At 72.4% G+C, this 21,549-nt stretch carries 20 protein-coding genes and 1 riboswitch; of the genes, 13 read left to right on the plus strand and 7 right to left on the minus strand.

All coding sequences use genetic code 11. The features are described from left to right. Window positions 1–52: 52 nt before the first annotated feature. On the minus strand, window positions 53–988 hold the full coding sequence (locus ACZ5NJ_RS28145; RefSeq protein WP_468768285.1) for an SCO0930 family lipoprotein: 936 nt from the start codon (window positions 986–988) through the stop codon (window positions 53–55). 125 nt (window positions 989–1,113) lie between these two features. Beyond that, complete coding sequence (locus tag ACZ5NJ_RS28150) at window positions 1,114–2,127, minus strand: GDSL-type esterase/lipase family protein (protein WP_468768287.1); 1,014 nt, start codon at window positions 2,125–2,127, stop codon at window positions 1,114–1,116. 310 nt (window positions 2,128–2,437) lie between these two features. On the opposite strand from ACZ5NJ_RS28150, the gene ACZ5NJ_RS28155 reads away from it, so the two are divergent. The 3 genes from ACZ5NJ_RS28155 (at window position 2,438) to ACZ5NJ_RS28165 (ending at window position 5,295) form a co-directional block, all read left to right on the plus strand. Further along, the gene (locus ACZ5NJ_RS28155) at window positions 2,438–3,907 is read left to right on the plus strand and encodes an amino acid permease (RefSeq protein WP_468768289.1); all 1,470 of its coding nucleotides are present in this window, start codon (window positions 2,438–2,440) and stop codon (window positions 3,905–3,907) included. 10 nt (window positions 3,908–3,917) lie between these two features. Beyond that, on the plus strand, window positions 3,918–4,373 hold the full coding sequence (locus ACZ5NJ_RS28160; protein ID WP_007262967.1) for an Lrp/AsnC family transcriptional regulator: 456 nt from the start codon (window positions 3,918–3,920) through the stop codon (window positions 4,371–4,373). Between the two features lie 250 nt (window positions 4,374–4,623). Then, window positions 4,624–5,295 (plus strand): hypothetical protein, encoded by a 672-nt coding sequence (locus ACZ5NJ_RS28165; protein ID WP_468768291.1) that lies wholly within the window; start codon window positions 4,624–4,626, stop codon window positions 5,293–5,295. 205 nt (window positions 5,296–5,500) lie between these two features. On the opposite strand, the gene ACZ5NJ_RS28170 is transcribed toward ACZ5NJ_RS28165, so the two are convergent. Beyond that, the gene (locus ACZ5NJ_RS28170) at window positions 5,501–6,211 is read right to left on the minus strand and encodes a GNAT family N-acetyltransferase (protein WP_468768294.1); all 711 of its coding nucleotides are present in this window, start codon (window positions 6,209–6,211) and stop codon (window positions 5,501–5,503) included. A 305-nt stretch (window positions 6,212–6,516) separates the two neighbouring features. On the opposite strand from ACZ5NJ_RS28170, the gene ACZ5NJ_RS28175 reads away from it, so the two are divergent. Both ACZ5NJ_RS28175 and ACZ5NJ_RS28180 read left to right on the plus strand, forming a co-directional pair. Next, complete coding sequence (locus ACZ5NJ_RS28175; protein WP_468768296.1) at window positions 6,517–7,317, plus strand: carbon-nitrogen hydrolase family protein; 801 nt, start codon at window positions 6,517–6,519, stop codon at window positions 7,315–7,317. A gap of 73 nt (window positions 7,318–7,390) precedes the next feature. Next, window positions 7,391–9,091, plus strand: a complete 1,701-nt coding sequence (locus tag ACZ5NJ_RS28180; protein WP_468768298.1) for a flavin monoamine oxidase family protein — start codon at window positions 7,391–7,393, stop codon at window positions 9,089–9,091. A gap of 156 nt (window positions 9,092–9,247) precedes the next feature. Here ACZ5NJ_RS28180 and ACZ5NJ_RS28185 read toward each other — a convergent pair whose 3' ends face one another. The 4 genes from ACZ5NJ_RS28185 to ACZ5NJ_RS28200 form a co-directional block, all read right to left on the minus strand. Further along, window positions 9,248–9,889, minus strand: coding sequence for a DUF5995 family protein (locus tag ACZ5NJ_RS28185; protein WP_468768300.1), 642 nt, complete (start codon window positions 9,887–9,889; stop codon window positions 9,248–9,250). A 76-nt stretch (window positions 9,890–9,965) separates the two neighbouring features. Next, on the minus strand, window positions 9,966–11,366 hold the full coding sequence (locus ACZ5NJ_RS28190) for a uracil-xanthine permease family protein (RefSeq protein WP_468768392.1): 1,401 nt from the start codon (window positions 11,364–11,366) through the stop codon (window positions 9,966–9,968). 63 nt (window positions 11,367–11,429) lie between these two features. Then, on the minus strand, window positions 11,430–12,215 hold the full coding sequence (locus tag ACZ5NJ_RS28195) for an SDR family oxidoreductase (protein ID WP_468768302.1): 786 nt from the start codon (window positions 12,213–12,215) through the stop codon (window positions 11,430–11,432). Window positions 12,216–12,367: 152 nt separating this feature from the next. Continuing rightward, complete coding sequence (locus ACZ5NJ_RS28200) at window positions 12,368–14,737, minus strand: chitinase C-terminal domain-containing protein (RefSeq protein WP_468768310.1); 2,370 nt, start codon at window positions 14,735–14,737, stop codon at window positions 12,368–12,370. A gap of 296 nt (window positions 14,738–15,033) precedes the next feature. Next, window positions 15,034–15,163, plus strand: a riboswitch (FMN riboswitch). A gap of 153 nt (window positions 15,164–15,316) precedes the next feature. Between ACZ5NJ_RS28200 and ribD the strand changes: the two genes are divergently transcribed. The 8 genes from ribD (at window position 15,317) to ACZ5NJ_RS28240 (ending at window position 21,359) form a co-directional block, all read left to right on the plus strand. Beyond that, window positions 15,317–16,447, plus strand: a complete 1,131-nt coding sequence (gene ribD, locus ACZ5NJ_RS28205) for a bifunctional diaminohydroxyphosphoribosylaminopyrimidine deaminase/5-amino-6-(5-phosphoribosylamino)uracil reductase RibD (RefSeq protein ID WP_468768312.1) — start codon at window positions 15,317–15,319, stop codon at window positions 16,445–16,447. Further along, the gene (locus tag ACZ5NJ_RS28210) at window positions 16,448–17,071 is read left to right on the plus strand and encodes a riboflavin synthase (protein WP_468768313.1); all 624 of its coding nucleotides are present in this window, start codon (window positions 16,448–16,450) and stop codon (window positions 17,069–17,071) included. After that, window positions 17,068–17,721 carry a nicotinamide mononucleotide transporter family protein gene (locus ACZ5NJ_RS28215; RefSeq protein WP_468768315.1) on the plus strand — a complete coding sequence of 218 codons (654 nt, stop codon included), beginning with the start codon at window positions 17,068–17,070 and terminating at the stop codon, window positions 17,719–17,721. Before ACZ5NJ_RS28210 ends, ACZ5NJ_RS28215 begins: the two co-directional genes overlap by 4 nt. Beyond that, window positions 17,718–19,022, plus strand: a complete 1,305-nt coding sequence (locus ACZ5NJ_RS28220; protein ID WP_468768317.1) for a bifunctional 3,4-dihydroxy-2-butanone-4-phosphate synthase/GTP cyclohydrolase II — start codon at window positions 17,718–17,720, stop codon at window positions 19,020–19,022. Before ACZ5NJ_RS28215 ends, ACZ5NJ_RS28220 begins: the two co-directional genes overlap by 4 nt. Window positions 19,023–19,123: 101 nt before the next feature. Next, complete coding sequence (ribH, locus tag ACZ5NJ_RS28225; protein WP_042817356.1) at window positions 19,124–19,609, plus strand: 6,7-dimethyl-8-ribityllumazine synthase; 486 nt, start codon at window positions 19,124–19,126, stop codon at window positions 19,607–19,609. A 58-nt stretch (window positions 19,610–19,667) separates the two neighbouring features. Beyond that, window positions 19,668–19,940 (plus strand): phosphoribosyl-ATP diphosphatase, encoded by a 273-nt coding sequence (locus tag ACZ5NJ_RS28230; protein ID WP_344159636.1) that lies wholly within the window; start codon window positions 19,668–19,670, stop codon window positions 19,938–19,940. Between the two features lie 71 nt (window positions 19,941–20,011). After that, window positions 20,012–20,860 carry an ATP phosphoribosyltransferase gene (gene hisG / locus ACZ5NJ_RS28235; RefSeq protein WP_395508623.1) on the plus strand — a complete coding sequence of 283 codons (849 nt, stop codon included), beginning with the start codon at window positions 20,012–20,014 and terminating at the stop codon, window positions 20,858–20,860. 34 nt (window positions 20,861–20,894) lie between these two features. Beyond that, window positions 20,895–21,359, plus strand: a complete 465-nt coding sequence (locus tag ACZ5NJ_RS28240) for a PH domain-containing protein (RefSeq protein WP_468768319.1) — start codon at window positions 20,895–20,897, stop codon at window positions 21,357–21,359. The last annotated feature ends 190 nt before the right edge of the window (window positions 21,360–21,549 follow it).

Consider the following 21,549-nt stretch of genomic DNA (forward strand, 5'->3'; position numbering starts at 1 on the left):
AGGGCGGGGGCCGTGCGGCCGGTGCGTGGGGGGATCCGCGAGAGCTCCGGGGCTACTGGGCGCCGAGGAGCTTGCCGTCGGGGGCGACGGCGTACCAGGTCCCGCCCACGCCCTGGCCGTTGGTGTCGCCGGGCTTCTTGTCGCCGGTGAAGGTGTAGACGGGCCAGCAGTTGACGGTCTGCTGCTTGCCGCCGTCGGGGCGGTCGAGGACCAGGTAGTTCTTCTCGGCGATTCCGTTCCCGCGCTCCGACGGCGGGACGGCCGGCCACTTGGCCAGGCAGTCGCCGGTGCACTTGGAGACCATCGGCCAGGCGGTGTCGGGCTTGAACCGGTAGACGGTCATGCCGTTGCCGTCGACGACGTGCGCGCCGAGCTTCGGGTCCTCGGCCACCGTCAGGGCGCCGGCCGCCTTGCCGGGGGCGCCGGCCGGAGCGGGGGCCGCGCCCTTGGCCGCCTTCTTGCCGTCGGGGGCGAGGGCGAACCAGGTGCCGCCGACGCCCTGGCCGTTCAGCTCGCCCGCCTTGGTGTCCTTGGCGTAGCGGTACGCGGGCCAGCCGGCCACGGTCAGCTGCTTGGTGCCGTCCTTGCGGACCACCTCGCCGAGGACGGACGGGTCCATGCCCGCGGCGGCGCTCGCGTCGCCGGCCGGCACCACCGGCCAGGCCTTGGCGCAGTCGCCGTCGCAGTTCGAGGCCGGGGGCTTGGCGGTGTCCTTGTCGAAGCGGTACAGGGTGAACCCGGCGCTGTCGGTCAGTACCGGCCCGAGCTTGTCGGTGGTGGCGACGGCGAGCGCACCGCCCGGTTTGGCGCCGGCGTCCCCGGCGGCCCCGCCGCCCGCGTAGGGGTCGGCGGCGGGAGCGGCGGCGGCGGCCCCGGCAGGCTTGGCCGCGTCGGCCTTGTCGGCCTTGTCGTCCCCGTTGCAGGCGGTCGCCGCCAGCACGACGACGACCGCGACCGCGGCCAGGGTGGTTCCGCGCTTGATGCCCATGGTGATCTCTCCCGTGTGTGTTCCCGCCGGGTCCGGGGGTCGTTCGCCCCCGGACCCGTCAACTCGTGCGGAACACGGGCCCGCAGGAGCGCGACGTTCACCGGGGGCGGTATGGCGTGTTTCACTCACCCGCCGTCGAACCCGGCCCGCCGCATGGCCGTGACCACAGCGAGGCCGAGGATCCGGTGTCCGGCGTCGTTGGGGTGCAGCCCGTCCGCGAGGTGCTCGGGCCCCAGCAGGTCCCGCCCCGGGAGCAGGGCGAGCCGTGCGTCCCCGGCGGCGATCCGGTCCCGGGTGGCCCGCTCCATCGCGTCGCGCAGGGCGCCCAGGGTGGCGCCGAGCCGGTTCGGGGCGCGTTCGGCGTCGGGGCGCAGTACGGGGGAGACCAGCAGGAGCGGGGTCCGGGGGTGGCCCTGGCGGACCAGGTCGAGGAAGACGCGGGTGGTCTCGTACAGCAGGGTGGCCGTGTAGGGGACGCGGGTCCAGCAGTTGGTTCCGAAGGCGAGGGTCAGGGCGTCCGCGGGGAGGGCCGCCAGCTGCTCGGCGGTGGCCAGCTCCCCGCGCGCGGCGCCCGCGTACCCGAGGTTCACGGTGTCCCAGCCGAGCGCCCGTCCGGCGACGGCGGCCCAGCCGTGGGCGGGACGGGTGGACCACCAGCCCTCGGTGATCGAGTCGCCGTGCACCACCCACCGCGGGGCGGGCGGCGCGGGGGCGAGGTCCCCGCCGACCCCGCGCACCCCCAGGATCCGCGGGGACTGCGCCTCGGGCGGGTGGACGGTGAAGGGACCGGGGCCGCCGGGCAGGGGGACGCGTACGACGGCCTCGGCGGCGGGGTCGGTGAAGACCTCGCGGACCATCCCGTGGCGGTCCCAGAGGGAGAAGCCGTGGGCGAGGTCGCGCAGGGCGTCCGTGGGGCCGGGGACGGCGGCCCGGTAGTGGATCTCCACCGCGTGCGCCCCCTGGGACAGGAACTCCAGGCGGACCCCGATCGGCAGGGTGGCCCGTTCGCCGGTGTCCCAGGGCAGCCGCTGGGTGTCGGCAGGGTCGGCCCGGACCGGCCGGTCCCGGTCCAGCCAGGCGATCCCGCGCAGGAAGGGGCCCGGATCGAGCCAGGCCGTGGCCGTGCTGTCGGCGTCCATGGCGGCACGCTGCGGGAATTCTGACGGGCTGTCAAGGACGACCCGGGGAGGCGGTCGCGCACTGATCGATCATCCGCGTGCAACAAAGGGCCATCCGGGACAGATCCGCGCAACGATCGTGCGCCAATGTGCAAGGATGGTGCATTACGGGCGGTATCACTCAGCTCGTAGGCTCACCCCCTGTACGTGGAGTGGCGCGGACCGCCTGCTCGGCGGTCCCCCCATGCCCAGACTCCCGTCTGTGTCCTGCCCGGACCGCTGCGGTCGACGCCCGAACCGTCCCCATCCGCAGTGTCAAAGGAGTCCCCTCGTGCTCGATCAGGGCCAGGCACCCCCGCTCTCCCCGGAGACGCGCAAGCCCGTGAACCCGCTGCTGCGCCGCAAGCCGGTCGAGCGGCTCGTCGCCGAGGGCGGCCAGGGCGAGGGCGGCTCGCTGCGCCGCTCGCTCACCATGTGGCAGCTGACCATGATCAGCATCGGTGCCACCCTGGGCACCGGCATCTTCGTCGTCCTCGGCACCGCCGCCCCCAAGGCCGGCCCCGCCGTGACGATCTCCTTCGTGATCGCGGGCCTCACCGCCCTGTTCTCGGCCCTCTCCTACGCCGAGCTGGCCGGCTCCGTCCCGGTCTCCGGCTCCTCGTACAGCTACGCGTACGCCACCATGGGCGAGCTCATAGCCTGGATCTGCGGCTGGTGCCTGGTCCTGGAGTACGCCGTCTCCGTCGCGGCCGTCGCCGTCGGCTGGGGCCAGTACCTCAACGAGCTCCTCGACGGGACCATCGGGGTCACCATCCCCGGCGCCATTTCCGCCCCGCTGGGCGACGGCGGGGTCATCAACCTGCCCGCGCTGGTCGTCGTCCTCCTCTCCATGGTCTTCCTGATGCGCGGCGCCAAGGAGAGCGCCACGGTCAACTCGATCATGGTCGCGGTGAAGATCGTCACGCTGCTGCTCTTCATCGGCATCGGCGTCATGGGCATCAAGTCCGGCAACTACACGCCGCTCGCCCCGCTCGGCGTCACCGGCATCAGCGCCGCCGCCTCCACCCTGTTCTTCTCCTACATCGGCTTCGACGCCGCCTCCACCGCCGGTGAAGAGGCCAAGAACCCGAAGAAGGACCTGCCGCGCGCGATCATGCTCTCGCTGGGCATCGTCACCGTCCTCTACGTTCTCGTCGCCTTCGTCGCCGTCGGCGCCATGCCGTGGCAGGACTTCGAGGGCACCGAGGCCGCGCTCGCCCAGATCATGACCGATGTCACCGGCACCAGCGTCTGGGGCGTCGTCCTCGCCGCCGGCGCCGTGATCGCGATCTTCTCCGTGGTCTTCGCCGTCCTCTACGGCCAGACCCGCATCCTCTTCGCGATGTCCCGCGACGGCCTCGTCCCCAAGGTCTTCGCCAAGGTCGACGAGAAGACCGGCGCCCCCCGCGCCAACGTCGTCATCGTCTCCCTCTTCTGTGGCGTCCTCGCGGCCTTCATCCCGCTGGGCAAGCTCGCCGACGCCACCAGCATCGGCACCCTCTTCGCCTTCGGCCTGGTCAACATCGCCGTGATCATCCTGCGCTACAGCAAGCCCGACATGCCGCGCACCTTCAAGGTGGCCCTGTTCCCGGTCACGCCGATCCTGGGCTTCCTCGCCTGCGCCTACATGATGTTCAGCCTCGATCTGCCGACGTGGGTCGTCTTCGGTGGCTGGATGGCCGTCGGCCTCGTGGTCTACTTCACCTACGGCATCCGCCGCTCCCGCCTGGCCACGGAAGAAGTGGCCACAGCAGAAATGTGATCCATCCGCAGTGCGACTGAACGATCTCGACGAACGCATCGTGCACGCCCTCGCCGAGGACGCCCGACGCTCCTACGCCGACATCGGCTCCGAGGTGGGCCTCTCCGCCCCCGCCGTCAAGCGCCGCGTGGACCGGCTGCGCGCCGAAGGCGCCATCACCGGATTCACCGTCCGCGTGGACCCGGCGGCCATGGGCTGGGAGACCGAGGGCTTCATCGAGATCTACTGTCGCCACAACACCTCGCCGGACGACATCCGGCGAGGGCTGGAGCGGTACCCCGAGGTGGTGTCCGCGTCGACCGTCACCGGCGACGCGGACGCCCTCGTCCAGGTCTTCGCCTCGGACATGCGCCACTTCGAGCGGGTCCTGGAACGCATCGCGGGCGAGCCCTTCGTCGAACGGACCAAGTCCGTCCTCGTCCTCTCGCCGCTGCTGCGCCGCTTCACCTCCGGCGCACCCGCGTAACGGCCACGCCCCCGCCCACCCGGCGGGGGCGCCGTCGTCTCCGGCCGTCGCCTGGGCCCTGACCGAGCGGCCCGTCGGGGACCCGGCCGCGCGGGGCGCCCTGGCCCTGTACGAGCGGCTGCGAGCCCTGCGGCACGGCCCGGACGCGCTCGTCCCGCTCGGCGGCTTCTTCGAGGAGCCGGCCGCCATCGCCGCGACCGACCCGGCGTTCACCCCGTACGCGGGGACCGTCCTGCCCTGCCCGGAGCCGTTGCGGGAAGGAGCCCCAGGCTCCTCCACCGCCCTGGACGACGGGCTGCTCGTGGTGGCCGTCCCCGGCGGGGACGCCTTCCTGCGCGTCGCCGCCCTCGCCGACCCGGAGCGGAGGGCGCGGGCCGAGCGGATCGCCGCCACCGTCCGGGAGGGCCACCTGGCGACCGTCCTGCGCCGCCACCGCGACCTCCTGGCCAGCCTGGACCGGCTGGCCGCCCGCGCCGCCGGCACCCCGGTGCCCGAGGGCGGCTACGAGGCGAATCCCGCGCTCAGCGCCCCGGAGCTGGTCGCCGACGTCGCCGCGGCCCTCGGGACCGGTACGGACGCAGCCGCCCTCCACCTCCAGCTGCTGGCCCTCGCCCGCCCCACCGACCGGGCCGTCCGCCGCTGGAACGGCTGGACCGCCGCCCGGCACAAGGCGGCCCGGGCGGAGCTGCTGGCGACCGGTGCCGTGGTGAGCGACCAGCGGGCCCGCGCGGGCCGGACCCTGTTCGTGCCCGGCGCTTGGACGCGGGCCACGGCCCCGCACCTGCCCGTGGAGACGGCGAAGCTGGACGCGCACCTGGCGTCCGCCTCGGGCACGACCCTCCACCTGCCCCTGCTGCGCCTGCCGGCACCCGTCCCGCCGCACGAGCTGTTCGCCCGCGCCTGGGCCGAGAGGGGAGCCTGAAGGGGACCCGCGGACGGACCGGGGGATCGGGGAGCCGGGGCGACACACGGCCACGGCCACGGGGACGGGGGCCGGGCGGAGGGCCGGACGGCCGCTGATCCGCGTGTTCATCGCCTCGGCCGTCCGGCCCCCTGCCCCAGCCCCCGTCTCCGCCGACGCTACGGGAGGCCCGGTCGGCACTCAATGAACCGCGTGTTAAACCGTGCTACGCGCGGTCCTCCGACGTCCCGGGCGTCCGCAGCCCGATGAAGACCGGCTCCCGGCGCAGCGCGAAGCCCATCGACTCGTACAGCCGGATCGCGTTCGTGTTGTCGGCGGCCGCGTGCAGGAACGGCACGTCCCCGCGCTCGCGGATCCCCGCCGCCACCGCCCGCACCAGCAGCGCCGCCAGCCCCCGGCCGCGGTGGTCCGGGTGGGTGCACACCGCGCTGATCTCCGTCCAGCCCGGCGGCCGCATCCGCTCCCCGGCCATCGCCACCAGCCGGCCCTCCCGGCGGATCCCCAGGTAGGTGCCCAGCTCGACGGTGCGCGGCAGGAAGGGGCCCGGCTCGGTCAGCTCCACCAGCGCCGTCATCTCCGCCACGTCGTCCGGCCCGAGCCGCACCGCCTCCGGTGCGGCCTCGGCCCGTACCGCCGAACCGTCCAGCTGCACGCCCGGGATGCGCCGTACGGTCTCCCAGCCGGCCGGCGGGGTCGGCAGACCGGTCAGCCACACCTCCCGCCCCGGCCCCACCAGCGCGGCCAGGTCCGCCCAGGCGGCCGGGTCCGCCGGGTCGGCGACGGCCGCGAAGGGGTTCGCCGCGGGCAGGTAGCGGGCGGCCCCGCTCCCGGAGTACTCGGCGAAGGCGCGGTGCGGGCCGGTCAGCGCGGCCCACACCGGGTTGTCCAGCGGGGCGGCGCGATTCTCGTGGGACATGCGGTGCGGGGTCCTTCCTCGGGACGGCCGCCCTCGACCCCGGCGCGGCGGGCGCGGGACTGCGGCCACGGCGGCAGGGTAAGCCCCCGCAGCCCCCGGGAGCAGCGGATTTACGACCGCGGCCCACCACCCCCTTCCCGCCCCCCGTTCCCACACCGCCGGGGCCCCGCGCAACGAATCGCCGGGTGGGCGGCAGAACGCGCAACGAATCGATGAGGCCAGCGCAACGCTGACGGCTTGTCCCGATCGAACGCCCGAACGTACCGTTTTACGACCCCCACCCCACCTGTCACAGAGGTACGCCCATGCCCCCGCTGCGCACCGCACTCCTCCAGAGCTCCGGACGGCTCGGCGACACCGCCGAGAACCTGAAGCGGCTCGACGAGGCCGCGGCGCGCGCCGCACAGGGCGGGGCCGGGCTCCTCGTGACGTCGGAGATGTACCTGACCGGCTACGCGCTGGAGGTCGGGGAGATCGCGGGCCTGGCCGAGCCGGCCGACGGCGAGTCCGCCCACGCCATCGGCGGCATCGCCCGCCGCCACGGGATCGCCGTGCTCTACGGCTACCCCGAGCGCGAGGGCGACACCGTCTACAACTCGGCCCAGCTCGTCGGCCCCGACGGGGCCCGCCTGGCGAACTACCGCAAGACCCATCTGTTCGGCTGCTTCGAGCAGGAGGCCTTCACCCCCGGCGACGTCCCCGTCGTCCAGGCCGACCTGAACGGCCTCCGCGTCGGCATCATGATCTGCTACGACGTGGAGTTCCCGGAGAACGTACGGGCCCACGCGCTGGCCGGGACCGACCTCCTCCTGGTCCCGACCGCGCAGATGCACCCGTTCCAGTTCGTCGCCGAACAGCTGGTCCCGGTACGGGCCTTCGAGAACCAGATGTACGTCGCGTACGTCAACCGGACCGGCCCCGAGGGCGAGTTCGAGTTCGTCGGCCTCAGCTGCCTCGCCAGCCCGGACGGGGTCACCCGCACCCGCGCCGGCCGCGGCGAGGAAATGGTGTTCGGCGAGGTCGACGGGGAGCTCCTGGAAGCCTCCCGCGAGACCAACCCGTACCTGCGCGACCGCCGTCCCGGGCTCTACGCCTCCCTCGTCTGAGGGCCGCCCGCACCCCCCTTCACCACCCCGCCCGCCCAGCCCTGCCTGCTCTGCCGCAAGGAGACGTACCCCCATGACGTCCACGGTGCCCACCACCGCCGTCCCGCACGGCGACGGACAGCTCCCGCCGATCACCATGTTCGGCCCGGACTTCCCGTACGCGTACGACGACTTCCTCGCCCACCCGGCGGGCCTGGGCCAGATACCGGCGACCGAGCACGGCACCGAGGTCGCCGTGATCGGCGGCGGCCTGTCCGGCATCATCTCCGCCTACGAGCTGATGAAGATGGGCCTCAAGCCCGTCGTCTACGAGGCCGACCAGATCGGCGGCCGCCTGCGCACCGTCGGCTTCGAGGGCCCGGGCACCGAGGGCCTCACGGCGGAGATGGGCGCCATGCGCTTCCCGCCCTCCTCCACGGCCCTGCAGCACTACATCGACCTGGTGGGCCTGCAGACCCAGCCCTTCCCGAACCCGCTCGCCGAGGCCACCCCCTCGACGGTCGTGGACCTCAAGGGCGAGACCCACTACGCCGAGACCATCGCCGACCTCCCGCAGGTCTACCGCGACGTCGCCGCCGCGTGGAACGCCTGCCTCGACGAGGGCGCCGACTTCTCCGACATGAACCAGGCGATGCGCGAGCGGGACGTCCCGCGCATCCGCGAGATCTGGGCCAAGCTCGTCGAGAAGCTCGACAACCAGACCTTCTACGGCTTCCTGTGCGAGTCGGAGGCCTTCCAGTCCTTCCGCAAGCGCGAGATCTTCGGCCAGGTCGGCTTCGGCACCGGCGGCTGGGACACCGACTTCCCGAACTCCATCCTGGAGATCCTGCGCGTCGTCTACACCGAGGCCGACGACCACCACCGCGGCATCGTCGGCGGCTCGCAGCAGCTGCCGATGCGCCTGTGGGAGCGCGAGCCCGAGAAGATCGTCCACTGGGCCCAGGGCACCTCGCTGTCCTCCCTGCACGACGGCGCCCCGCGCCCGGCCGTGACGCGCCTGCACCGCACCGCGGGCAACCGCATCACCGTCACGGACGCCAACGGCGACATCCGCACCTACCGCGCCGCGATCTTCACCGCGCAGTCCTGGATGCTGCTGTCCAAGATCGCCTGCGACGACACGCTGTTCCCGATCGACCACTGGACGGCGATCGAGCGCACCCACTACATGGAGAGCTCGAAGCTCTTCATCCCCGTCGACCGGCCGTTCTGGCTGGACAAGGACGAGGAGACGGGCCGCGACGTCATGTCGATGACCCTCACCGACCGCATGACCCGCGGTACCTACCTCCTGGACGACGGGCCGGACCGGCCGGCCGTCATCTGCCTCTCGTACACCTGGTGCGACGACAGCCTGAAGTGGCTGCCGCTGTCCGCGAACGAGCGGATGGAGGTCATGCTGAAGTCCCTCGGCGAGATCTACCCCAAGGTCGACATCCGCCGCCACATCATCGGCAACCCGGTGACCGTGAGCTGGGAGAACGAGCCCTACTTCATGGGCGCGTTCAAGGCGAACCTGCCGGGCCACTACCGCTACCAGCGGCGCCTGTTCACCCACTTCATGCAGGACGGCCTCCCCGAGGACAAGCGCGGCATCTTCCTCGCGGGCGACGACATCTCCTGGACGGCCGGCTGGGCCGAGGGCGCCGTCCAGACCGCCCTGAACGCGGTCTGGGGCGTCATGCACCACCTCGGCGGCTCCACGGACGCCACCAACCCGGGCCCGGGCGACGTCTACGACGAGATCGCCCCGGTCGAACTCCCCGAGGACTGATCCCCTCCGGCACCCGAGACCACGGGCCGCCCCCGCGTTCCCCACGCGGCGGCGGCCCGTTCCCATGCCCGGGTACGGGCCCCTCCGCGCGGGCTGCCGTCCCACTCCACCGTGCCCCGGAGCCCGGGAGGCGGGAGCCCCGGCCGCACCGGGGTTTCAGCCCGTCGGGGTCAGGAGGCAGCGGCCTACCAGGCCGACGCCCGCGTCCAGGGATTCCTCGAACTCCTCCGCCAGGTCGGGGGAGCGGCGCAGGGTCCACAGGAGGCGGGCCGCCGCCCAGGCTCCGGCGCGGGCGCGTTCCAGGCTCCAGGAGCCCAGGAGGTGGGTCAGGGGGTCGGCGATCTCCAGGAGGTCGGGGCCCGGCATCAGGTCCTCCCGGATGCGTTCCTCCAGGGAGACCAGGGTGTCGCCGACCCGGTGGAAGTCGGCCTCCAGGGCCGCCGGGGCGCAGTCCAGCACCCGGCAGGTGGACACCACCGCCAGGGCCAGGTCGTGCCCGATGTGGGCGTTGATCCCGGCCAGGGCGTGCTGGAGCGGGCGCACCCCCGGGTGGCGGCGGTACTGCAGGAGCGGGCGCCAGCAGGCCGGCGCCCGGTCCGACTCCACGGCCGCCAGGTACCGCTCCGCGAACCGCACGCTCAGCGTCTCGGCCCGCCGGGGCTCGGGGAAGCCCCCGTGCTCGATCCGCTCGTGCAGGCTCTGCGTCACGGTCAGGTAGACCCGGTTGAAGACGGCCACGCCGTCCTGCGCCGGCAGCCGCTCGTCGAGGACGCGCATCCGCGCGAGTACCGCTTCCATGGAGGACAGCGTCACAGCCGCGGCGGCCGGCGCGGGGAACTTGGCCGTAGGCTTCGCCGGTTCGGGCGAAGCGCCGTCAACCCCGCTTGTCCAGGGGCTCCCCGGTGCCCTCGTCGTATGCGGAGGTGCCCGAGTCCAGCAGCGGCTCCTGGCGCTTGAGGTGCTCCGGCGCGAAGTAGCGCAGCGCGTGGTAGCCGGTGATCACAACGATCGTGCCGAGCGCGATGCCGCCCAGTTCGAAGCTGTCGCTGAAGTGCAGCTTGACCCCGCCGACGCCGATGATGATGCCGGCGGCGGCCGGGACCAGGTTCAGCGGATTGCGCAGGTCCACCCGCCCGTTCAGCCAGATCTGCGCGCCGAGCAGGCCGATCATGCCGTACAGGATCACGGTGATGCCGCCCAGCACCCCGCCGGGGATCGCGGCGACGACCGCGCCGAACTTGGGGCACAGGCCGAAGAGCAGCGCGAAACCGGCCGCCGCCCAGTAGGCCGCCGTGGAGTAGACCCGGGTGGCGGCCATGACGCCGATGTTCTCCGAGTACGTGGTGTTGGGCGGCCCGCCCACCGCGGTGGACAGCATGGACGCGGCGCCGTCGGCGGCGATGGCGGTGCCGAGCTTGTCGTCGAGCGCGTCGCCCGTCATCTCGCCGACGGCCTTGATGTGCCCGGCGTTCTCGGCGATCAGCGCGATCACCACCGGCAGCGCGATCAGGATCGCCGACCACTCGAAGGACGGCCCGTGGAGGGACGGCAGCCCGATCCAGTCGGCCTTGCCGACACCGGAGAGGTCCAGCCGCCAGTGGTCCACGGCCTCGGTCCCACCCGCCGGCGAGTGGATCTTGCCGAAGACCAGGTCGAAGACCCACGAGATCCCGTACCCGAAGACCAGGCCCAGGAAGATCGCGATCCGCGACCAGAACCCGCGCAGGCACACCACCGCCAGCCCGGTGAACAGCATGGTCAGCAGGGCCGTCCACTGGTCCTGCGGCCAGTACGTGGCCGCCGTCACCGGAGCCAGGTTGAACCCGATCAGCATCACCACCGCGCCCGTCACCACCGGCGGCATCGCCGCGTGGATGATCCGCGCCCCGAACCGCTGCACGGCCAGACCCGCCAGGAAGAGCGCCGCGCCGACCACGAACACCGCGCCCGTGACCACCGCGCTGTCCCCGCCGCCGGCCCGGATCGCCGCCGCCACGCCCACGAAGGACAGCGAACAGCCCAGGTACGAGGGCACCCGGCCGCGCGTCGCGAGCAGGAAGACGGCGGTGGCGATGCCCGACATCATGATGGCCAGGTTCGGGTCCAGGCCCATCAGCACCGGGGAAACGAAACTCGCGCCGAACATCGCGACCACGTGCTGGGCGCCGAGCCCGGCGGTGCGCGGCCACGACAGCCGCTCGTCCGGCCGCACCACCGCGCCAGGGGCGGGGGTCCGCCCGTCTCCGTGCAGGGTCCAGCGCAGGCCGAAACCCATGTTCCACCACTTCCGTTCCGCCGAGAGGTCAAGGATCATGACCGCAGGGCGGCCAGCCATATATTACGGCCGGTTAGCTGTGGGTTCGTCCCGATTGGCGTCCTCGTGCCGGGAGAGGTACGCGTCGAACGTGACGCGGCCCACCGCCCGCCCGGGCGGCGTCAGGATGCCCCCGCGCCGGCACGCCCCGTACGCGCGCCCCGCGAGCGGTACGCCGAGCACCCGCCGCCGGCTCCCCGTCGCCGCGAGGTAGGCGCGGGCCCACTCCTCCAGGGTGCGGACCTCCGGCCCGCCCATGTCGGGCACCCGCCCGGCCGGCTCCGGCACCGCCAGCTCCGCGAGCCGTTCCGCGACCTCCTCGACCGCGATCGGCTGCACCCGCACGCCCTTGGGCAGCGGCACGACCGGAACCAGCGGAAGCCTCGCCATCGAGGCCGTCACCTGCGCCACCAGGTCGTGGAACTGGGTGGTCCGCAGGATCGTCACCCCCAGCCCGGACTCCTCCAGCATCCGCTCCACCCGCAGCTTCGTCCGGTAGTAGCCGAGCGGCACCACGTCCACCCCGACGATCGAGATGTAGACGAGGTTGCCGACGGTCCCGGCCCGCCGGGCCGCGTCGATCAGGTGCCCGGCGGCCACGTCGTCGCCCCCGCGCGGTGAGGTCGCGCAGTGGACGACCACCCCGACGCCCGCCATCGCCGCGTCCAGCCCGCGTCCGTCGCGCAGGTCGACCGGGTGGGCGGTGGAGGACCGGCTCAGCGCCCGCACCTCGTGGCCGTGGTCGCGCAGCAGGGTGACGACCAGGGAGCCGAGGTTTCCGGTGCCGCCGGTCACGAGGATCGTGCTCATCTTCGGGGTGTCCTTCCGCGGGGGAGTGCTGTCTCCCAGGGGACAGACCGGGGCGCCGGAATGTGACACCGGCGCGCGGGAGGGGCCCGGACGTGCGAGGACCCGGTGGCCGCCGGGCCACCGGGTCCTCACGTCACCTCACCCGCGGGGGGTCAGCAGGCGCCCAGGTCCTTCCAGACGCCCCACTGGCCGGTGGTGCCGGGCTCCTCGTTCTGCGTCCACCACTGGGCCTTCCAGGTGTGGCCCTTGTGCGAGACGACGCTCCCGCCGGTGTAGACCGTGCCCGCCACGTACGCCGGGCTGGTGCAGGTCCCGCCCGGGGGCGTGGTCGGGGGCGTGGTCGGCGGGGTGGTGGGAGGCGTCGTCGGCGGCGTGGTGGGCGGCGTGGTCGGGGGCTGGCTGCCGCCCGGCTCCGTCACCGTGGTGCCGCGTGCCAGGTCGCCGGCGAGGGCGTACGTCGTGCCGGAGACGTTCACCGTCCAGTTGGACGGCGTGGACACCGGCAGGTAGTAGTTGAACGCGAGGTCGACCGTGGCGCCGGGGGCCAGCGACTGCCAGGCCGGGAGCTTCAGCGAGACCCGCTGGAAGTCGCCCTTCAGGCCGCCCACGTTGGCGCCGGAGTGGCCGGTGGCGATCACCTTGGTGCCGAAGCCGGACTGGTCCGAGGCGTTGGCCGGGGCCGAGGTGCCGTAGTCGAACTGGAACTCGGTGCCGCCGGGCAGGGTGGTCTTCGTGTTGTTGGTGATCTTCAGCTTCGGGGTGATCGGGTAGTTGGAGTCGCCCAGCTTGAAGTCCGTGAACTCCGTCTTGATGTCCACCGCCTGGGTGGGCAGTGTGCTCCCGGCCTTCTTCGCGCCGTAGGGGGAGGCCGCCTTGAACTTGTCGTACATCAGCGAAGTGAGGGTGGAGCCCATTTCGTACTGGCCCTTGGCCGCGTTGTACGCGTAGTCGCCCGCCAGCTCCCAGACCATCGTGCCGCCGATGCCCTTGTCCACGACGTAGTCGGCCTTGGCGGCGACGGACTGCTCGTCCTCCGTCGACAGGAAGACCTTCTTCTGCGCGTTCCACAGCCACGGCGCCACCAGCGTGGAGTCGTACTTGCGGGCGTAGGTGCCGGTCAGCGTGGTGTTCGCGGGGAAGCCGTACGTGGTGACGTAGTCGCCGACGACGCCCTTCTCCAGGTTCTTCGCGTGCCACATCGGGTTCGAGCCCGCCGGGGACTCGACGCCATTGGCGTCCAGGTCGTGCCAGAGGTTGTCGATGCCGACCGCGCCGTCACCGCACTTGGTCAGACCGGCGCCCGCCGGGCAGCTGGTGGCCGCCGCCTTGCCCCACAGGCCGTCGGTGCCGCCCTGCACGTTCTTGAAGCCGCGGGTGTAGTACGGCAGGCCGATGTTGATCCGGCCCGACGGCATGGAGCCGCGGAAGTAGTGGTAGGCCCAGTCGGTGTTCAGGTAGCCGACGCCGCCGTACTGGGAGGTGGAGTAGACGCCCGCGGCCGCCAGTTCGGCGTCCTTGCCGTCGTCGAAGAGGGAGGCGTTGGGACCGACGTACTCGTTCCAGGCGCCGTGCAGGTCGTAGGACATGATGTTCACGTAGTCCAGGTACTTCTGCATCTGGAACGTCTCCATGCCCCGCAGCAGGTAGCCGGAGGAGGGGGCGGCGACGGACAGCAGGTAGTGCCTGCCGTCGGCGGCGCCCGCGCGGTCGAGCTTCTCGCGCAGCGACTTCATCAGGGCCGCGTAGCCCTGGACCAGCCCGGCCCGACGGGCGTTGGACAGCTGCCAGTCCAGCGGGTTGCCCGCGTCCTTCATCGTCGTCGGGTACTCGTAGTCGATGTCGACGCCGTTGAACCCGTACTTGCGGACGAACTCGACCGAGGAGTCCGCGAAGGTGTCGATGCCCGCCTGGTTGACGGAGCCGTCGGCGTTGGTGGCCATCGAGTAGAAGCCGCCCGAGGCCACGCGGTTGCCGTCGTCGCCGAAGTAGCCGCCCGTTTCGGCCCAGCCGCCGACCGAGATGAGCGTCTTCACGTTCGGGTACTGCTTCTTGAACTTGTTCAGCAGGTTGAAGTGGCCCTTGTAGGGGAGGGCCGGGTCCATCTCGGCGCCCGCCACCCCCGGCCAGGTCATCCCGGTGGCGGCGTTGTTCGGGCCGTCCGAACCGACCGAGATCCTGTTGTCCGAGCCGACGTGGGCGAAGGCGTAGTTCAGGTGGGTCACCTTGGACCACGGGACGTTGTTGGCGAGGTAGGCCGGGGTGCCGTCCTTGCCCGTGCGCCAGCCGGTGAAGTAGCCGATGACGCGGCGCTGGTGGTCCGCGCCCATCTTCTCGCGGCCTTCGGAGTCGTAGACGGAGCAGTACGGGACGTCGACTCCGGGCGTCTTGTACAGCCCGTCGGGGCGACAGCTCTCGTTGTCGGCGGCGTGCGAGACGCCCGCGGAGAGCCCGCCGACCAGCAGGCCGGCGATGGCGGCGCCGGAGGCCAGCAGCATCGCTCTCGTACGTGTGGGGGACGGCATGGTGCCTCCTGGGGAGGGGAGGATGGCAGGGCCCATTGCGGCAACAGGCGGAGGTGTGGCGCTGGTTGGCCCGTGACGTGCGCACGTCGGCAGGCCGGCTCCCGGGAAGATGAAGGGAACGTTAAGAGGACTAGACCAACCCGTCAATAGGTCTGGACCAACCTCGGACCCGGCGCGGCCGTCGCACCGCCGGCGCCGGAGGAGCGCTCAAGGACGGCATTCTTGTGAGCCAGGCCACAGCGGTTCACCCGCATGGCCGCCGATCCCCCGTGGCACACTGGCCCTAGTACCAGTAGCAGCGCACTCCGGGGTCGGTGTAATTCCGAACCGGCGGTATAGTCCGCGACCCGTCCGCAGCCAGCGGCCGGTTGACCAGGTGAAATTCCTGGACCGACGGTTAAAGTCCGGATGGGAGGCAGTGCGCGGCGGGCAGTCACCGGTACGCCGCCGTCGGCGGTCCACCGGCGTATCCCCAGGGATACGTGTCGGACGGACCGTGTTTTCCGGCTCCCCGGCGTCCCCGCGTGCGCTTTCCCGCTTCATCTGTCGTATCCCGACAGGCCCCGGAGTCCGTGCCCGATGAGGCAGGAGGACCCGGTGGCGACACACGCCGCGCAGGCAGCACCCGACCCGAGCATCACCGCGATGCGCCGGGCCATCGAGCTGGCCTCCCGCGGACTCGGCTCCACCAGCCCCAACCCCGTCGTCGGCTGCGTCATCACCGACCCCGCGGGCGCCGTCGTCGGCGAGGGCTGGCACCAGCGGGCCGGCGGCCCGCACGCCGAGGTCCACGCCCTGCGCGACGCGGGAGACGCCGCCCGCGGCGCCACCGCCTACGTCACCCTCGAACCCTGCAACCACACCGGCCGCACGGGCCCCTGCGCACAGGCGCTGATCGACGCCGGGATCGCCCGCGTCGTCTACGCCGTCTCCGACCCGAACCCGCAGGCCAGCGGCGGCGGAGCCACCCTGCGCGCCGCCGGGGTCGCCACCGAGGCAGGCCTCCTCGCCGACGAGGCCGAGCAGGGCAACACCGCCTGGCTCACCTCCGTCCGCCTCGGCCGCCCCCACGTCACCTGGAAGTACGCCGCCACCCTCGACGGCCGCAGCGCCGCCGAGGACGGCAGCAGCCGCTGGATCACCTCCGCCGAGTCCCGCGCCGACGTCCACCGGCTGCGCGCCGAGGCCGACGCCGTCCTCGTCGGCGGCGGCACCCTGCGCGCCGACGACCCCCACCTGGCCGTACGGGGGATCGAGGGGGCCGTCCAGCCGCTGCGCGTCGCCCTCGACACCCGCGCCGGGCTGCCCGCCACGGCCCGCGTCCTCGACGACGCGGCCCCCACCCTGATCGTCACCGGCGAGGACGCCGACACCCGCCACCTGCCCGGCACCGACGTCCTGCGGCTGCCCCTGCATGACGGCCGCGTCCCCCTCCGCCGCCTGCTCACCGAGCTGTACGCCCGCGGGGTGCGCTCCGTCCTCCTCGAAGGCGGACCCACCCTCGCCGGAGCCTTCCTGGAGGCCGGCGCCGTCGACCGCGTCGTCGGCTACATCGCCCCGGCCCTCCTCGGCGCCGGCCCCGCCGCCCTCGGCGGCGCCGGCATCACGAACATCGCCCACGCCGTACGCCTCGACATCACCGAGGCCGTCCGCAGCGGCACCGATCTGCGCATCACCGCCGTTCCCGCCAACGCCCCCAAGGAGCACTGAGTGTTCACCGGAATCGTCGAAGAACTGGGCGAGGTCACCGCCGTCGAGCAGCTCGCCGAGGCCTCCCGCTTCCGCCTGCGCGGACCGGTCGTGACCGAGGGCGCCAAGCACGGCGACTCGATCGCCGTCAACGGCGTCTGCCTGACCGTCGTGGAGACCGCCGACGGCGAGTTCACCGCCGACGTCATGCAGGAGACCCTCGACCGCTCCAGCCTCGGCGCGCTCGGCGCGGGCTCCCGGGTCAACCTGGAGCGCCCCATGGCCCTCGGCGGCCGCCTCGGCGGACACCTGGTCCAGGGCCACGTCGACGGCACCGGCCGGATCCTCTCCCGCACCCCCTCCGAGCACTGGGAGCTCGTCAAGATCGCGCTCCCGGCCCCGCTCGCCCGCTACGTCGTGGAGAAGGGCTCCATCACGGTCGACGGCGTCAGCCTCACCGTCGTCGAGGCCGCCGCCGACTACTTCACCATCAGCCTCATCCCCACCACCCTGGCGCTGACCACCCTGGGCATCAAGCAGCCCGGCGACCCGGTCAACCTGGAGGTCGACGTCCTCGCCAAGTACGTCGAGCGCCTGCTCGCCGCCGGCGTGAACCCGCTGCACGCCGAGGAGGCGCAGAAGTGAGCGCCCTGACCTGGCTGAACTCCGAGGCCTTCACCGCCTTCGGCCAGAAGATCATCTGGTCCGACGCCATCGGCAACACCATGGGCCTGATCGCCCTCGCCCTCGGCTGGAAGCGCTCCATATGGACCTGGCCGACCCAGTTCCTCTCGGGCGCCATCCTCTTCGTGGCCTTCGCCGCCGGCCACCTCTCCGGCAACGCCGGCAAGCAGGTCGTCGTCATGCTGGTCGCCCTGTGGGGCTGGGCCCAGTGGACCCGCGGCAAGCGGCAGGCCCAGGACGCCTCCCTCGCCGTCCGCTTCGCCACCTGGCGCGAGCGCGGCCTGCTGCTCGGCGCCGCCGCCGTCGGCACCCTCGCCGTCACCGGGCTGTTCACCCTCTACCCGTGGATGTCCTGGAACCCGCTGCCGGACGCCTACATCTTCGTCGGCACCATCGTCGCCATGTACGCCCAGGCCAAGGGCCTGGTCGAGTTCTGGTTCGCCTGGCTGCTCGTCGACGCCGTCGGCGTCCCCCTCGCCTTCACCAGCGGCTACGCCTTCTCCGCGTTCGTCTACGTGATCTACGGAGCGCTCGTGCTCTGGGGTGCCTACGACTGGTACCAGCGCTCCCGCACCAACCCCGCCCCGGCCCTCGAAGGAGCAACGGCATGACCCCCCTCCTCACGCCCGTGCCCGACCCGGCCGACTCCGACGCCGAGGAGTCCTTCCGCCTCGACCCCGTCGAGCAGGCCATCCGCGACATCGCCGCCGGCCGCCCCGTGGTCGTCGTCGACGACGAGGACCGCGAGAACGAGGGCGACCTCGTCATCGCCGCCGAGAAGGCCACCCCCGAGATCGTCGCGTTCATGATGAGCGAGTGCCGGGGCCTGATCTGCGCGCCGATGGAGGGCGCCGAGCTCGACCGGCTGGAACTCCCGCAGATGGTCCAGCACAACACCGAGTCGATGAAGACCGCCTTCACCGTCTCCGTCGACGCGAGCGCCGCCCACGGCGTCACCACCGGCATCTCCGCCGCCGACCGCGCCACCACCCTGCGGCTGCTGGCCAACGGCACCTCCGAGCCCGGCGACTTCGTCCGCCCCGGCCACGTCTTCCCGCTGCGCGCCAAGCCCGGCGGCGTCCTGGTCCGCAACGGCCACACCGAGGCCGCCGTCGACCTCGCCCGCCTCGCGGGCCTGCGCCCGGCCGGCGCCATCGTGGAGATCGCCGGCGAGGACGGGGTCATGCTGCGGCTGCCCGAGCTGATCCCCTTCGCCCGCAAGCACGGCCTGACGATCATCTCCATCGAGGACCTGATCGCCTACCGCCGCTCCGCCGAGCCCACCGTCCGCCGCGAGGCCGAGGTCAGCCTGCCGACCGCCGCCGGCGAGTTCACGGCGTACGGCTACCGCTCCACGGTCGACGGCGTCGAGCACGTCGCCCTCGTCCACGGGGAGATCGGCGACGGCCGGGACGTCCTCGTCCGGATGCACTCCGAGTGCCTGACCGGCGACATCTTCCAGTCCCAGCGCTGCGACTGCGGCCCCCAGCTGCAGGCCGCCATGGCCCGCGTCCAGGCCGAGGGCCGCGGGGTCATCGTCTACCTGCGCGGACACGAGGGACGCGGCATCGGACTGCTGTCCAAGATGCGCGCCTACGAGCTCCAGGAGCGCGGCCGCGACACCCTGGACGCCAACCTGGAACTCGGCCTGCCCGCCGACGCCCGCGACTACGGCGCCGGTGCCCAGATCCTCGCCGACCTGGGCGTGCGCACCGTCCGGCTGATGACCAACAACCCCGACAAGGCCGCCGCGCTGGAGGACCACGGCATCTCCGTCGCCGGCCGTGAGCCCATGCCCGTCCAGGCGGGCGAGCACAACCTGCGGTACCTGCGCACCAAGCGGGACCGCATGGGCCACGACCTCCCCTGGCTGGAGGGGGCCGTACCCACCTCCGCCTGCGGCAACCAGTAACCAGGCACCACAAGCACCACGCACCACGCACCACAAGCACCACCCACCACGCACCACACCCGTCAACCCGGTACCCACCGGCACCCCCGAGGAGCAGAGCTGTGAGCGGCAAGGGCGCACCCGTACTGAGCGTGAAGAACTGCGGCGACCTCCGGGTGGCCGTCATCGCGGCCCAGTGGCACGAGAAGGTCATGGACGGCCTGGTCGACGGCGCCCTGCGGGCCCTGCACGAGCTGGGCATCGACGAGCCCACCCTGCTGCGCGTCCCGGGCAGCTTCGAGCTCCCCGTCGTGGCCAAGGTGCTCGCCGGACGCGGCTACGACGCCATCGTCGCCCTCGGCGTGGTCATCCGCGGCGGCACCCCGCACTTCGACTACGTCTGCCAGGGCGTCACCCAGGGCCTGGTCCAGGTGTCGATCGACACCGGGGTCCCCGTCGGCTTCGGCGTCCTGACCTGCGACAACGACGAGCAGGCGCTGGACCGTGCGGGCCTGGAGGGCTCGAACGAGGACAAGGGCCACGAAGCGGTCACCGCCGCCGTCTCCACCGCCATGACCCTCCGCACCGTCAGCGAACCCTGGCGGTAGTCCACGGAGTGAACCCTGGCACCGGGGGCCCCGGGTGAACCCGTACCCTAAGGGCATCATGGCGAACAAGACCTTTGAAGAGCTCTTCTCCGAGCTCCAGCTCAAGGCCGCCGACGGCGACCCCAGCACCTCCCGTACCGCCGAGCTCGTCGGCAAGGGCGTCCATGCCATCGGCAAGAAGATCGTCGAGGAGGCCGCCGAGGTCTGGATGGCCGCCGAGTACGAGGGCAAGGAAGCCGCCGCCGAGGAGATCTCCCAGCTGCTCTACCACGTCCAGGTGATGATGGTCGCGCGCGGGATCTCCCTCGACGACGTCTACTCCCACCTCTAGGCCGGAGCTCTCCGTCGGCCACGGGCCCCCGCCCACCCACCCCGTACACACCCAGCACAGAAGGAAGCCCCATGCTGCGCATCGCCGTCCCCAACAAGGGTTCGCTCTCCGGACCGGCGTCGGAGATGCTCCATGAGGCCGGCTACCGCCAGCGCAAGGAGTCCAAGGAACTCGTCACGGTCGACCCCGACAACGAGGTCGAGTTCTTCTACCTCCGCCCGAAGGACATCGCGATCTACGTCGCGTCGGGCAAGCTCGACATCGGCATCACCGGCCGCGACCTGCTGCTGGACTCCGGAGCCAACGCCGAGGAGATCCTCCCGCTGAACTTCGGCCGCTCCACCTTCCGCTACGCCACCAAGCCCGGCACCGCGAAGGGCCCCGAGGACTTCGGCGGGATGACGATCGCCACCTCCTACGAGGGCATCGTCGCCAAGCACCTCGCCGACCTCGGCGTCGACGCCTCCGTCGTCCACCTGGACGGCGCCGTCGAGACCGCCATCGAACTCGGCGTCGCGCAGATCATCGCCGACGTCGTCGAGACCGGCACCAGCCTGCGCAACGCCGGCCTGGAGGTCATCGGCGAGCCGATCCTCAAGTCCGAGGCGACCGTCATCCGCCGCACCGGCGCCGACGGCGACGACCCGAAGGTCGCCCAGTTCCTGCGCCGCCTCCAGGGCGTCCTGGTGGCCCGCAGCTACGTGATGATGGACTACGACTGCCGCGCCGAGCACCTGGAGCGCGCGGTCGCCCTCACCCCGGGCCTGGAGTCGCCTACGGTCTCCCCGCTCCACAACGAGGGCTGGGTCGCGGTCCGCGCCATGGTCCCCGCCAAGGACGCCCAGCGGATCATGGACGACCTGTACGAGCTCGGCGCGCGCGCGATCCTCACCACCTCGATCCACGCCTGCCGCCTCTGACCGGCCGGCCCGTCCCAGAAGGCATCACCGCACCATGACCGAGTCCGCCGCCCAGCCCGCACCGCCCGCACTGCCGGTCACCTTCCGGCCGAACCGCACCCGGGCGGTGCTGCTGGGCGTCGGCGCCGTCATGTTCGCCACCATCACGGCGATCGCGCTGCTGCTGGAGAACCTCAGCCCCGGCGAGCGCGCCAGCTTCGTCGTCACCGCCGTCCTCCTGTCCTCCGTCCTCGTCCTGCTCAGCCGCCCCAAGGTGGTCGCGGACGAGGCCGGGGTCACCGTGGTCAACCTCACCACCACCCGCCGCCTGGAGTGGGCGCAGATCCTGCGCGTCAACCTCCGCCCCGGCGACCCGTGGGTGTTCCTCGACCTCAGCGACGGCACCAGCCTGCCCGCCCTGGGCATCCAGCCCGGCATCGCCAGGGCGCGCGCCATCGGCGACGCCCGCGCCCTGCGCGCCCTCGCCGAGACCCGCGGGACCGGCGGCGCCGGCCACTGAGCCCGCCGCACCGGCCGCTGCGTCCCATTGCGGCGACGATCTCAATGACTACCCTGGTGGGGCGGCGCACCACAGCGCCCACCCACCCGCCCCGGGACCCCGTGGCCCGTGGGCACCTGCGACCAGAGGAGTGACTCCTTCCAGCAATGGACGGATCGTCCGGTAGTACCCGCGCCGCCCTCCCCGTGGA

This window comes from Streptomyces sp. NPDC032091 (assembly GCF_055580265.1).